General features: G+C 31.4%; 13 protein-coding genes. 8 read left to right on the forward strand and 5 right to left on the reverse strand.

Annotated features, from left to right (window positions below; all coding sequences use genetic code 11):
- Positions 1–14 precede the first annotated feature (14 nt).
- The 6 genes from ACWCL1_RS01840 (at position 15) to ACWCL1_RS01865 (ending at position 7771) form a co-directional block, all read left to right on the forward strand.
- Positions 15–2123: a putative ornithine decarboxylase gene (locus ACWCL1_RS01840; protein WP_454545221.1), complete on the forward strand. Its 2109-nt coding sequence runs from the start codon at positions 15–17 to the stop codon at positions 2121–2123.
- A 286-nt stretch (positions 2124–2409) separates the two neighbouring features.
- Positions 2410–3483 (forward strand): ABC transporter ATP-binding protein, encoded by a 1074-nt coding sequence (locus ACWCL1_RS01845; RefSeq protein ID WP_454545222.1) that lies wholly within the window; start codon positions 2410–2412, stop codon positions 3481–3483.
- A 1-nt stretch (position 3484) separates the two neighbouring features.
- Positions 3485–4360 carry a carbohydrate ABC transporter permease gene (locus tag ACWCL1_RS01850; RefSeq protein ID WP_454545223.1) on the forward strand — a complete coding sequence of 292 codons (876 nt, stop codon included), beginning with the start codon at positions 3485–3487 and terminating at the stop codon, positions 4358–4360.
- A complete protein-coding gene (locus tag ACWCL1_RS01855) occupies positions 4357–5175 on the forward strand; it encodes a carbohydrate ABC transporter permease (RefSeq protein WP_454545224.1) in 819 nt (272 codons plus the stop codon). The genes ACWCL1_RS01850 and ACWCL1_RS01855 overlap by 4 nt, the downstream gene beginning before the upstream one ends.
- Positions 5159–6451 carry an MBL fold metallo-hydrolase gene (locus ACWCL1_RS01860; protein ID WP_454545225.1) on the forward strand — a complete coding sequence of 431 codons (1293 nt, stop codon included), beginning with the start codon at positions 5159–5161 and terminating at the stop codon, positions 6449–6451. Before ACWCL1_RS01855 ends, ACWCL1_RS01860 begins: the two co-directional genes overlap by 17 nt.
- Positions 6452–6484: 33 nt before the next feature.
- Complete coding sequence (locus tag ACWCL1_RS01865; protein ID WP_454545226.1) at positions 6485–7771, forward strand: ABC transporter substrate-binding protein; 1287 nt, start codon at positions 6485–6487, stop codon at positions 7769–7771.
- A gap of 877 nt (positions 7772–8648) precedes the next feature.
- On the opposite strand, the gene ACWCL1_RS01870 is transcribed toward ACWCL1_RS01865, so the two are convergent.
- The 3 genes from ACWCL1_RS01870 to ACWCL1_RS01880 are packed head-to-tail and all read right to left on the reverse strand — an operon-like array spanning position 8649 to position 9836.
- Complete coding sequence (locus tag ACWCL1_RS01870; RefSeq protein ID WP_454545227.1) at positions 8649–8924, reverse strand: hypothetical protein; 276 nt, start codon at positions 8922–8924, stop codon at positions 8649–8651.
- A gap of 14 nt (positions 8925–8938) precedes the next feature.
- A complete protein-coding gene (locus tag ACWCL1_RS01875; RefSeq protein WP_454545228.1) occupies positions 8939–9232 on the reverse strand; it encodes a hypothetical protein in 294 nt (97 codons plus the stop codon).
- A 34-nt stretch (positions 9233–9266) separates the two neighbouring features.
- Positions 9267–9836: a hypothetical protein gene (locus ACWCL1_RS01880; RefSeq protein ID WP_454545229.1), complete on the reverse strand. Its 570-nt coding sequence runs from the start codon at positions 9834–9836 to the stop codon at positions 9267–9269.
- Between the two features lie 1005 nt (positions 9837–10841).
- Between ACWCL1_RS01880 and ACWCL1_RS01885 the strand changes: the two genes are divergently transcribed.
- Both ACWCL1_RS01885 and ACWCL1_RS01890 read left to right on the forward strand, forming a co-directional pair.
- Positions 10842–11048, forward strand: coding sequence for a hypothetical protein (locus ACWCL1_RS01885; RefSeq protein ID WP_454545230.1), 207 nt, complete (start codon positions 10842–10844; stop codon positions 11046–11048).
- Between the two features lie 393 nt (positions 11049–11441).
- Positions 11442–11987, forward strand: a complete 546-nt coding sequence (locus tag ACWCL1_RS01890) for a phenolic acid decarboxylase (protein WP_454545231.1) — start codon at positions 11442–11444, stop codon at positions 11985–11987.
- A gap of 211 nt (positions 11988–12198) precedes the next feature.
- Here the strand turns inward: ACWCL1_RS01890 and ACWCL1_RS01895 are convergent, their stop codons facing one another.
- Together ACWCL1_RS01895 and ACWCL1_RS01900 are read right to left on the reverse strand one after the other, a co-directional pair.
- Positions 12199–12414 (reverse strand): carbonic anhydrase family protein, encoded by a 216-nt coding sequence (locus tag ACWCL1_RS01895; RefSeq protein ID WP_454545247.1) that lies wholly within the window; start codon positions 12412–12414, stop codon positions 12199–12201.
- A gap of 344 nt (positions 12415–12758) precedes the next feature.
- A complete protein-coding gene (locus ACWCL1_RS01900; protein WP_454545232.1) occupies positions 12759–13652 on the reverse strand; it encodes a LysR family transcriptional regulator in 894 nt (297 codons plus the stop codon).
- Positions 13653–13890: the final 238 nt, after the last annotated feature.

The following is a 13890-nucleotide window of genomic DNA, read 5'->3' on the forward strand; positions in this document are numbered from 1 at the left end:
AAGGATGATAAAAAATGAGTTTTTTGAAAATCGCTGCTCCTAAAAATTTAATGCAATATATTCCTGCAAAATGGCAAGCAATTCCATTATCTTCAAATATAAATGGTGCTGAATTGGCAGCTATTGTAATTGATAAAAATAGTTTAACTGAAGATAAGATTGCTACTGAAGTTAAAGAAAAAGCTGCGCTTGATATTCCAGTGATTGTTGCTGATTTAAATCATGGCAATGAAATTACCCAAGAAATCGAAAATAAAGCTACTGAATATATTAATGAAAATGTTCCGCACTTTTTATTGGATTTAGTTAATTTTGCACAAAAACGACCAGTAAGTTTTACAACGCCAGGACATCATAATGGTAGATATAATGAAAAACATCCTGCAGGTGTAATTTTTAATCAATTTTTTGGCGAAAATTTACTTTATGCCGATACGAGTGATACGGTAGCAGAATTGGGAGATACGATGACTCATAGTGGTGCTCCCCTTGAAGCTGAACAAAAAGCAGCAACAGTTTATAATGCAGATAAAGTTTATTTTTGTCCAAATGGAACAACCGGTTCAAATGATATTTGTACAAGTGCAATTTTAAGACCAGATGATTTAGTTTTATTTGATCGTAATAATCATAAATCTTTGTATAATGGTGCATTAATTATGAATGGGGCAAAACCAGTATATATTCCGACTGATCGCAACGCACTTGGCCTAATTGGTGAAATGGACTCTCAATTTTTGACAGAAGAAAAGTTACGTAAAGAGGCTGCTAAAATAGATCCTCAAAAAGCACATCAAAAACGACCATTTAGAATGGCAGTAATTCAAGCCGAAACATATGATGGAGTTTTCTATAACGCGTCATGGTTGTTAAAACGCATTGGAAAATTATGTGACTATGTTTTATTTGACTGTGCATGGGGTGGTTTTGAGCAATTTGTTGATTTAATGAATGATTTATCACCGTTAAATCAACATTATGGAAAAGAAGATCCTGGAATTTTAGTAACTCAATCATTACATAAACAACAGGTTGGAATGGGATCTGCTTCTCAAATTTTGAAAAAAGATGCCCATATTAAGGAACAAGATCGCTATGTTGACCATAAGCATTTTAATAATGCATATTTGAAATATGTAACTTCTAGCTATAATTATCCTCTATATGCTTCAATGACCGTTAATGCATATTTATCTGGAAGTAATGGTAATCGCAAATGGTGGGATGATACTTTAAAACGCGGAATTAATTGGCGCAAAAAACTTATTTATGAATCTAAAATATTTAGACCCCTTGTTCCAGTTGAAGTTGATGGTAAATTATGGGAAGATATCCCAACAGATAAACTTGCCAGTGACATTAAATATTGGAAGTTAAATCCGCAAGATGATTGGCATGGCTTCAAACACATAGCTGAAAATGAGGCAATTATTGATCCGTTAAAATTGACTATTCAAACACCCGGAATTGATGTTGCCGCTGAAGAATATGAAAAAGAGGGAATTCCAGGAGATGTAGTAGCTGAATTTTTAACTGAGCATCGTATTTTAAAGGCTAAAGCAGATTTAAACTCATTATTGTTTTTACTTACTCCAGGAGATACTGAAAGTGATTTAGACGCACTTATGAGTGCACTGATTGAATTTGAAAACTTGTATGAAGAAGATGCTCCATTAGAAAAAGTATTACCCGGGTTATACCAACAATATACTCAACGATATGCAGGTTATACAATTAAACAACTTTGCCAAGAAATGCATGAGTATTATCAAGCGCATCAAACCTTTAAATTACAACAACGGCTATTCCAAAAGCCTCAAATGCAAGCGTATGACTTACAACCTGCTGAAGCTGATTTGAAGTTTAGACATAATCAAAGTGAGTTGTGCAATTTAAAGGATGTAGAGGGAAGAATTGCAATGGAAGGAGCATTACCATATCCCCCAGGAGTATTTATTGTTGCTCCGGGAGAAAGATGGCAAAAAGTCGATGTAGACTATTTTGAAACTTTAGTAGGAGCAATGGAAAGGTTTGATGGATTTGTACCTGAAATTCAAGGAGTTCATTATGCCAAAGATAAAGTTGGTAAAATTCACGTTGAATGTGAAGTTTTAAAAGAATAATTCAAATAGTAAGAGACTGTGATGCAAAGTTACAGTCTTTTTTTTGTTTTTCGCAATTTGATGGTGGTCCGCTCCAATTTTATAAAAAATGAGAATTAAATTCGTGATATAACGAACAATGTTTCAATGGAAAGAAACGCTTATTTTGAAGATTAATTGAAATAAATATGAAATTTGATATTGATTATTCAATGAAAAATGATACAATTTACTGTAGCAAATCAATAATTAATCACAACATTTAGTGTGATTTATATTTAATAATCAAGATGAGGAGAATAAATGAATGATCGAAGTTTCGAATCTTAGTAAGACTTACGAAAATGGGTATCAAGCCTTGGAAAATGTGAATTTTTCTGTAGAAAAGGGCGAATTAGTTTGTTTATTAGGTCCAAGTGGTTGCGGAAAATCAACACTGTTGAACATTCTTTCGGGGTTACTTGATGCTACTTCTGGAGATATTAAATTTGATGGCAAATCAGTTTTAGAAACTTCACCTGAAAATCGTGATATCGGATTCGTTTTTCAAAATTATGCTCTTTTTCCACATATGACAGCTGAGGAAAACGTAATGTTTCCATTAACTGTAGGAAAAAATAAACAGTCCAAAAAAGAAGCAAAACAAGCTGTTCAAAAATATATGGAATTAACACATATCACTGATATCGCTCAAAAGAAACCAGGTCAATTATCTGGTGGACAACAGCAACGGGTTGCAATTGCCAGAGCTTTAGTTCAACAACCTAAAGTATTATTAATGGATGAACCTTTGAGTAACTTAGATGCACGTTTACGTCTTCAAATTCGGGAAGAAATTCGAGCATTAGTTAAAGAAGTCGGAATTACAACGATCTTTGTCACTCATGATCAAGAAGAAGCTTTGTCAATTGGTGATCGCATTATTCTATTAAATAATGGGGTTGTTCAACAAGCAGATCGTAGTCAAAATCTTTACTTAAATCCAGTAAATGAATTTGTTGCTAATTTCATTGGTAATCCAGTAATTGACTTGTTCCCAGTTAAATTAGAAAATAACCAATTCGAGGGCGAACACTTCACTTTATCTCAAACAAGATTTACTGAACATAAACAATTAGATTTAGAAGATGGCGAATATACAATTGGAATTCGTCCAGAAAATATCCAACCAACAACTGAAGAACATGCTGACTTAACAGTTAAGATTGATGATATTGAATTAATTGGACGTGAACGCGTATTAAAATTTATGTTAGGCAATCAACAATATCGTTCACTTGTAGATATTGAAAATCAAATCAATGGCGATGATACTGTTCATTTAAAATTTAATATTGAAAAAGCATATGTCTTCATGAAAGACGGAAAGCGGGTATATTAGGATGAAATTAAAACGAAAAAACCAATGGAGTGCATGGTGGTTTTTAGGACCAGCGTTACTTGGTGTGGCATTGTTTAGTATTTTTCCAATTATTCGGGCATTTGTGATGAGTTTTCAGTCTGGCTCATTGATTTCAATGCACTGGACAGGATTAAGTAACTATAAATATGTTATTGCTGATCCATACTTTGGTAAAGCTTTGCAAAACACGGTGCTATACGCTTTTACAGTTGTGCCAATCGGACTTGTAATTTCAATTTTAATTGCATGGAACTTATTTAACCGCATAAAACATTCAAAATTTTTTGAAACACTCTTCTTTATGCCATATGTTACAAGTACAATTGCGATTGGAATTGTTTTTCGTTACATTTTCAATGGTCAATATGGGATTTTAAATTATATTTTGAAGTTCTTCCACTTAGGTACTCCTGATTGGTTAGACAATCCAAGTATGAATATGATCACGGTAATCATTTTTGGGGTGTGGTTAGGATTAGCGTTTAACATTGTAATTTTAATGTCAGCCTTACGGGGAATTGATCCGCAACATTACACAATTGCAAAAATGTATGGTGCAAATAATCGTGAAATGTTCTTTAGAATTACATTGCCACAATTAATCCCAACATTAGCATTTTTATTAACAGTTAATTTGATTAATGCTTTCAAGGTATATACTCAAATTTATGCCTTGTTTAATGGGCAACCTGGAATTGCTGGGAGTGCAATGACCGCAGTTTACTATATTTTTGATAAGTTCCAAATCGATGGAACTCCAGGAATTGCGATGGCAGCAACAGTCTTATTATTTATGATTATTTTAGTCATTTCATTCTTACAAAATAAATTATTAGAAAAGGTGGGACGGAGATGAAAAAAGTAAATGGTGTGATTACATGGCTTTTCATTATTGTATTAAGTATTATTACAGTCTTTCCGTTCATTTATATGGTTTTAGGCGGCTTAATGACTTTGCCAGAAACCATGAGTATTCCACCAACATTAATTCCAGAACATTTGCAGTTTAAAAACTATGTAGAAGTATTCCAACAAGCTCCTTTTTTGAAGTACTTCTTGAATACGTTTATTGTTGCAACCGTTGATACATTAAGCGTATTGTTTACATCTACATTAGCTGCATTTGCATTAACTAGTTTAGATTTTAAAGGGAAGAAATTTGTTAAGTTGATTATGATTGCACTTTTGATGGTTCCATCAGAAGCAATCATCTTTACAAACTACAATACAATTGCTCAATGGGGCTTGTTAAATACATATGTTGGTTTATTCCTTCCATTTACAACAAGCGTATTTTACATTTACTACTTGAACAGTTACTTCCAAGGAATTCCGCGAAGTATCTACCAAGCAGCAAAAATTAGCGGTGCAAGTAATTGGCAATATGTATGGAAAATTTTAGTTCCAATGGCAAAACCAGCCTTAACAACAGTAGGATTATTAACATTTATTTCAGGTTGGAATTCATTTTTATGGCCCTTATTGGTAACAAATAATGACAATATGCGCTTATTGAACAATGGGTTAGCAAACTTTGCCACTGAAGGTGGAGCACAAACTCAGTTACAACTAGCCGCAGCAACATTAACCGTTATTCCAATTTTGATTATTTACTTCATCTTCCGGAAACAAATTATTCAGGGGGTTACACGTGATGGACTCAAAGGATAAACAAACAATTGTTACTTACCATAAAGGTGTAGATACAATTGGGGGCACTAACATTGAAATCGCATATGGAGATGCTCATATTTTCTTTGACCTAGGCGTAGTTTATCAACCTGAATTAACTTTAGAAAATGAAGAATATCAAACATTATTGGATAATGATTTAATCGCTTCTCTTGATGATTTTTATGATGAAAATCTCAAAGGAGCACCTAAATGGAAAAATCAATATCAACATTCCGCTGCATTTGTTTCTCATTTACACTTAGATCATACAAAAATGTTGAACTATATTGATGAAAAAATGCCAATTTATACATCAATACAGACAATTGAAATTTTAAAAGTTTTAAATGAAAAGGGAACGTTTTTACTTCCAGCCGCTAATCATCCGGCAAATTATATGCGGCAGTTAACACCATTAAAAATGCATCAAAAAGTTCATATTGGAGAAATTAGTGTGGAATTTTATCCTATTGATCATGATGCAGACGGAGCGGTTGCAATGTTTATTCGCACCCCTGATAAGTTAATTGTGTACACTGGTGATTTAAGGTTACATGGGTTTCATTCTGAATGGACAAGAAAAGTAATGGCAGATGCATTTGAATGTGATTTATTAATTTGCGAAGGTGTAGGTGTAAGTTTCTTAGATGAACCACATGAGGATGATGATTCAGCAATTGAAAGTGAACAAGAATTGCTTCAACGAATTAAGAAACTTTTAAAACAAAATCCAAATGCACCAGTTACATTTAATACTTACCCAGGAAATCTTAGTAGATTAGAAGAAATTTGCAAAATCGATCTTCGTCAAGTTGTATTAACAGCGAAGCGAGCCAAGCTACTCCAAGAAATTATGGGTAAAAAACAACCATACTATTATGGCCCTAATGAAGAGCCAATTGAAGGCTTGGATTCTAAATTGGAAATTGATTATCAAGAATTATTAAAAGATCATGGAAAATACTTGTGGCAAGTAGAAAATAATTTTGAAAACCTAATGCCACAAACAATTTATATCCATAGTGATGCCGAACCATTAGGGGATTTTGATCCGGCATACCAAAAATTCTTAGATATGCTTGCACGAAATGAGATTCAATTTGTCCACCTGGCTTGTAGCGGACATGCTACTGCAGCACAGTTAGATGAAATTATCGCTGCGATTAAACCCAGGATGTTGACCCCAATTCATAGTTTTCATCCAGAAAATTTAAATAATCCCTTTGGTAAACGTGTGTTAATGAAAAATGGGCAATCGCTCATTTTAAATTAAATAATTTTTTTAATTAAAGGAGGAGCTTTTATAATGAAGTTCATGCACAAACTTGCAGTGGCCGTAACTACGGCATTCACTGCATTCGCAACTGTTTCAGGAGGTTTAGTATCAACGGTTAATGCTGATAGTATTCCAACAAAGGTCACTAAGAAAACGACCATTACATTTTGGCATGCAATGTCTGGTGATCAACAAAAAGCTTTGGAACACTTAACAGAGGAATTTGAAAAGCAAAATCCAAATATCAAGGTTAAGTTAGAAAACCAAGGTGCTTATAAGGATTTACAATCAAAATTAACTTCTACAATGCAATCTCCAAAGGACTTGCCAACAATTACCCAAGCATATCCAGGATGGTTATATAATGCAGCTCAAAATGATTTATTAGTTAACTTAAAGCCATATATTAATAATTCAAAAATTGGCTGGGGTAGTGCTGAAAAAAGTGGCATTAAGACTTCACTATTGAAGGGTGCTCAAATTGATGGTAAACAATATGGACTTCCATTTAACAAGTCAGTTGAAGTTTTAGTTTATAACAAGACATTACTTGATAAATATGGTGTAAAAGTTCCAACAACAATGGAAGAATTAAAGAGTGCTGCAAAGACAATTTATGAAAAATCAAATCATAAAGTTGTAGGTGCAGGATTTGATTCATTATCAAACTACTATGTTTTAGGAATGAAGAACCAAGGAGTTAACTTCACTTCTAAGATTAACATTGAATCAAAGAAATCAAAGAATGTAATTAACTACTACGCAAATGGAATTAAAGCAGGTTACTTCAAGACAGCTGGTTCATCAAACTACTTATCAACTGATTTTTCAAATGAAAAAGTTGCAATGTTTGTTGGATCAAGTGCCGGCGAAAGTTACGTTAAAAACGGTGTTGGTGATAAATTTGAATATGGTGTAGCTCCTCGTCCTGGTAAGTGGAATCTTCAACAAGGTACAGACATTTACATGTTCAAGAATGCTTCAAAACAACAACGTACAGCTGCATTTATGTACATGAAGTTCTTAACAAGTAAGGAATCCCAACTTTACTGGGCACAACAAACTGGTTACATCCCTGTTTCAGATGAAGTAATTAACAGTTCAGAATACAAGGATAACAAGGATTCAAAAGTTCCTGCTCAAGTTGCAGCAGCTACAAAGAACTTGTACTCAATTCCTGTAACTAAGAACTCAAATGCTGCATTCCAAGAAGTAAATACAATTATGCAAGATATCTTAAGCCATGCTAAAGATGGCAACATGAAGTCATTACTTAAGAAGGGCGAAGCTCAATTTAAGTCAGTATGGAATCAATAATATAATAAATAAAAAAGCGGTATCTAATAAGGTAGATCCCAAGGGTTGAATACTTTATTAATAAAGCAGTCCTTTCAATTTTACCTTAATTCTTTCGTTACTATAGTAAAAAAATACTGATGAATTACTCAAACTAATTCATCAGTATTTTTTTATTGGTTTTCATAACACTGAAAAAGTTTAGAGTCAAAAAGCAATGGAGGTCGAACTGCGTCACTTGTTATGACTGGAGCTAGTACAAAGGTAAAACTAAATTTCTTCAAGGAGTTAATCGAGTTAAGAAAGCTGCATAAGTTGCTCGTAAGCGAACCGTGGTGACAGGGGCTTAATACAAAGGAGATGCGAAAATGTAACACTTAGGGTGTATGAATGAGTGGGAAAAAGTATTAGAATTAGTTGAAGTGCTAATCAAAGATAATAACAGTGCGTGACGCGATAGCCATACTGCAATGTACAGAATGTACAGGCAAGTCGTAAAGCGTTAATCTTTTCTAGAACTGTTTTACGACGGGGAAGATTATGCTCTTCTCCAACCTCCAGCTCTATACAAGCAGGTCTACTTTGTTTGTGCAAATGAATTTAGTGTTTTTTTAGAAAAATAGATTAAATAGTTAGCTATTTTAGAACTTTTAGAAAGAAATTTATGTGTTTTAAGTAATTAATTAGTAGTTTTTGTTTATTAGTTATTTGTTGGTTAATTAATTGGTTGAGTTTATTTTAATTTTATTGTTTTTAAGTGGTGTATAAAGTGATATTTATTGTATAGTTATTTATTAGTTACTTTTGTAATCTAAAAGTGACAGTAAAGTTGTTATATAAGTATTTGATCATTTTTTGTATAAAAATATTAATAAAAGAGAGCTTAATAGCTCTCTTTTTATTTTGAATCTAATTTCTTCTCTGCTTTTTCTAGATGACTTTTAGCTGATTTAGCCCACTTTCCTTTACCAGAAGATTCGAGTTGATTAATAATAATATCTAACTCTTCTTTAATATCATCTTTTTTAGTTGAAATTTGATTTTTGTATTTAGTTTTAGTAGATTTTCTTTTTTTTTTGGCAGTAGTTACTACTACGGTTTGAATTAATAGTTTTTCAGCGGCTTTTTTAGCCTTTTTAACGTCTTTATCCAGTTCCTTTAAAATATCACTCATTCAAAACTTCTCCTTTAATCTTCCGTTAACTTACGCTTTTCCATTTGATAATGGTATTCGTAATTTTCTTGTTCTTGGTTAATTTGCTGATAAGCACGTTTAAATTTAGCCTGTAAATCGTCTTTGATTCTATCAATTTGACCTAAAGTAGCATAAATATCAGTTTCATTATCATGATAAGTCGTTAAATAGTGATAGGCAGTTTGTTGTAAATCATCAAGGTCATTTAAGTCATGTTTTTCTTTAGCACGCGTATCATCGTTAAGTTCTTCAAAATAACGTAATTTACTTAAGCGCTCTTGTTGCAAATTTTCAAGTTGTTTAGTTTTATTTTATCTTGACTCATTGAAAAAGCCCTCCAATTTGATTATCTGTACCAACAAATTGATTTGACGCAGCAGTCGTCTTATCGGCAATTTCTTTTAATTCATTACCAACTTTAGTTAATTTTTTAGTTTTCTTTTTAATGCTGTTAGTTGGGTCGGTTACCATAGTTTGATAAGTAATATCGTTATCAGCCAGACATTGTTCAATTTCATCTTTAGTTAGATCAGGAGCCAATGTATACGCTAATTGTTTGATAAAGCGGTAATTATCAATAAATTCATCTTCTGAGTTATAGTTGATTGAATTAACGGTAGTATCAATATCATCTTCAACGAGATTAATTAAACTACTAGCAATTGCATTAACTTCTTCAGGAGAAATTTTGATAGCTTCACCATCAGTAGTACTTGCCGCATAAATGAGTGCTAAAGTTTTTTCAAAAGGACCAAGATTTTCAGGGTCGAAAGAACTATATTTGGAATCTTCTTTTTTAATTGAGCCGTCAGAATTAAAGGTTTTTTTACTCCAATTTTTAGTTGATGGTGATTTAATGAATTTAAAAATTGTAAGAGTGGAAAGTAGCAAAAAAATTCATCAGTGAAAGATTGAAAATCGAAAACGTGCGCACAGACACATCAAACTAAAATTGACGTAATTCTGTGCTTAAAAGTGTGAGAAAATTTATTCCGATTAAGGAATAAAAAATGTGATTTTTTGTAAGAGTTAGGTAAAAGAAAAATAATTTTAAGGTGAGGTACTTGAATGAGCAAAATTTATTTGGCCAAAAGGCAACTCTTTTACCAAAAAGAAGAAAAGTACCTGAAAGCCACAAGATAAAATGATTAATCGAGCATAATTTTGCTGAGTATGGCGAGTAGTCACGAAAAATGATAGAATGGAAAATATAATCTGTGTCTGTTGTATTGTCAGATAAAACCTTGATAAAAGTTTTTGTATAGTTTGTTTTTTTATTGATAATTACAGACAAAAAAGAGAACTGCATTTTTAGAGTTGATGTAGTTCTCTTTTTTTTATGGATAAAACATAGGAGCTGAAATCAAGAGTAGATATTATAATATCTACGTTTATCTTTAACTTAGTAACTAGTCTAAAAGTGACAGTAAATTTAAAAAAATCATATTTTTATTTTAATGTTGATTAAAAAGGTAAGTGAGTATAATTATTCAAACAATATAAAAGACTTCTTATATGACAAATTAAAGGGCAATAAAACGAAGTTATCATTCTACATGGGTACTAAAAATAGTATCAAGATAAATGAAATAAAAAAATGTCTTGACACTTAGAGTACGAAGCATAGACTAAAAATTGAAATAAAAAGTATGAGCAGTTGGTAGTAAAAGATTATTAGATTGAAAGATTAAAGTTGTTATTTAATAAGAGAAAGTGGGAAATTAGAATTAAAAGAAGAGAATGGTAGTAGTAAAAGTAATAAGAGAAAAAAATAAGATTTGGATAGTAGATAAAATTTGGGGATAAAAGCCGATTAAATAGTGTAAATATGTTTATTATTGATGAGTTAACTGAAGACTTTTTTGAAAAATATTTTGTTGTAGAAGGGATGAACATATGAAAGATATTAATAAATTAACAGATCAAGAGAATACATTTTTATTAAAAAAATTAATTATTGATTCAATATATAATGCTTCACGATTAGAAAATGTTAATACAACATTTCCACAAACAGAAACTATTATTAATGGAATGTCAGTTGCAGGCATTTCAACGGAAGATACACAAGTTATTTTGAATTTAAAAAATGCTTGGCAATAGGTTTTAAATAATCATACAAGTTCATTTGATTTAGAAATAAGTAATAAAATAAATAATTTCATCGCATATAATGAATCAATTGAGTGGACTAAGGGGGTGCTATATTTAAAAATATTTTGTTTATAAATAGTGTTTGCAATAAAGAAAAAAGGTAATGTAAGAATACTAATTAAATAATGCCGATCTTTATTTATATAAAATGATTTCAGTAGTTATAATACTTGGGTCAGCAAATGGAATATAAGGAAATATTTTGATAAATTCAATATTTGGTTATAGTGAAGTAATTAATATTAGTGAAATAAGTTTACGAAATTTTTAATAAAAATTAACGCTGTATAAATTATACAAACAAGGAAAAATTTGTACTTAATTTAGATGGAGGTATTATCGATGGATAAACAATTTAAAACTCTTAATGATTTTTTAGGTACTCACTTTATTTATAGTTATGATAATGGTTGGAAGTATGAATGGTATGCTAAAAATGATCATACTGTTGATTACCGTATTCATAGTGGGTTAGTTGCTGGACGTTGGGTTAAGGATCAAGAAGCTAATATTGTAATGCTAACTGAAGGCATCTATAAGATTACTTGGACTGAGCCAACTGGTACAGATGTTGCTCTAGATTTTATGCCTAATGAAAGAAAGCTACATGGGACTATCTTCTTTCCTAAATGGGTTGAAGATCATCCTGAAATTACTGTAACTTATCAAAATGAACATCTTGAAGAAATGTTAGCTGCACGTACTAAATATCCTACTTATCCTAAAACATTAATACCTGAATTTGCTCATATATTTTATATTGGAAATGCTGGCGTTAATAATGAAGATGTTATTTCCGAAGCGCCTTACGATGGTATTGTAGATGATATATGTAATGGCCACTATTTCAATAAAAACTATCACCGTATTAATAAAAGGATTAAATAAAGAATAGCCTAATAAAGTTAGCTAACTTTATTAGGCTATTCTTTATCTAATTTAAGGTCATAATTACTAAGTTATATCAATCAATTACTGATTAACTTCAATGATGCGCTTGTTAATTGGTTGGAGCTTACGATTATTCCCTTTTAATAATTTTCTAGATCTTTTAATTGATTTTTAGACATTTTAATTGGAGTTTGTAATATATACCACTTTACATTTTCTGTGAGTGAGGTGTTGTTAAAGATCCCAAATAATGATAATACTTATTCATATTTAATGGGGTTAACGATTGAATTGACTGAATTTTATTATTATGCTTTGATAGGTCTCTTTCTATAGATCCAATAGTCTCATTATTGTTACCGTTTTTAATAAATTCTGCAATTGCTGCAATTCTTCCGTCTGATGATCTAGTTACAAAATGAATTTCAGCTGGTTAATGTTTTTCTATGTGATAGCGTGTTTACTTGGAATGTGAATATGAAATTGTTCCAGCGTAAAGTCGTCCGTTGTATTTCCTGTGGTTTTAACTTCAATAGTATGCCATGCCTTTTATATTAATTTTAAGTAAAAATGATAATTTAAAAGGCATTCAAGCACGTCAAGAAGTAGAAAATGAAGTTTAACCTATGTTTTCTCAATAGAGGAACTGAAACATAGCATTGAAAAGTAAAATAAAAGTAGCTTATAAGATATGCACCCCAAATTTTGAATTATTCTATCCAAAATTGGAGTGCATATCATTGTAATACTATTTTTTTATTTAAAATTTTATTCATGATAAGTTGGTAACCACTCATTGAGTAACTGTAAGTATTCTTTTTCAAAGTAATTGTTATTAAGGTAAACCAAATAAATTGGATGAGTGATATTAATAGAATTAAGTTGAACTTCCATTAAGGATCCTTCATGAATTTGATGTGCAGCAATACCACGATACATGAAACTAATTCCATTTCCCATTTCAAGAACTTGACGAATGGTTTCAGGATTACTAATTTGAGTTCGTTTAGTGAAATCACTAACCTTTAAATTTTGAGTTCCTAAAATTTGTTGCATAATTGCATATGAACCTGAGCCACTTTCACGATAGATTAGTGGGAAATCAAGCAATTCATTTAGTTTGTACTCTTTATGAGGATCTAAACCTAATTTAGGCGATGCTACTGCAATAAATGGTTCATCGATTAAAGGATGAACCGTAAACTGCTCAGTATCAAAATTTCCTTCAACTAAGGCAAAATCTAACTTTCCAGAGTGAAGTTGGGCAAGACATTCTTTTGTATTCATAATGTCACAATGCATTATAATTTCAGGATGTTTTTCATTTACAAATGAAATTAAATCTGGAAGCATAGAATTTGCAAGTGACTGTGTTGCCGCTAAATGAAGTGGGCGTTTGTTTTTAGGAATAGCATGGAGATGCTCTTTAAATTTATTACTTTGAGAACGCAATGATTCAACAAACAAAAGTAACTGTTTGCCTGCTTGAGTCAAATGAAGCTTTCTTTTTTTATAAGTAAATAACTTAACATCTAGTTCTTCTTCTAAATTTTTTAATTGTTGAGAAACCGCTGGTTGTGAAATATAAAGTTCTTCGGCTGCTTTAGTATATGAACCAACTTTTGCAACGGTTAAAAATGTAATTAATTTGTGATCGAACATAGCTAAACCCTCTTAAGATAAATTATACTTATACTATTATTTTATAAGATCATAAAAAGTTATTCAATTTAAAAGAAGAACAAATAAAAAAAGACGAGGTTAATACCTCGTCTTTTAAAAACTTACTAACAAGCTTTATCTTAAAGCATGCTTGCAAATTTTTCTAATGTACGGATCATTTGAGCTGTAAAGCCTGATTCATTGTCATACCATGAAGCAACTTTAACAACTTGACCGT

Source organism: Ligilactobacillus sp. LYQ135 (assembly GCF_053711055.1).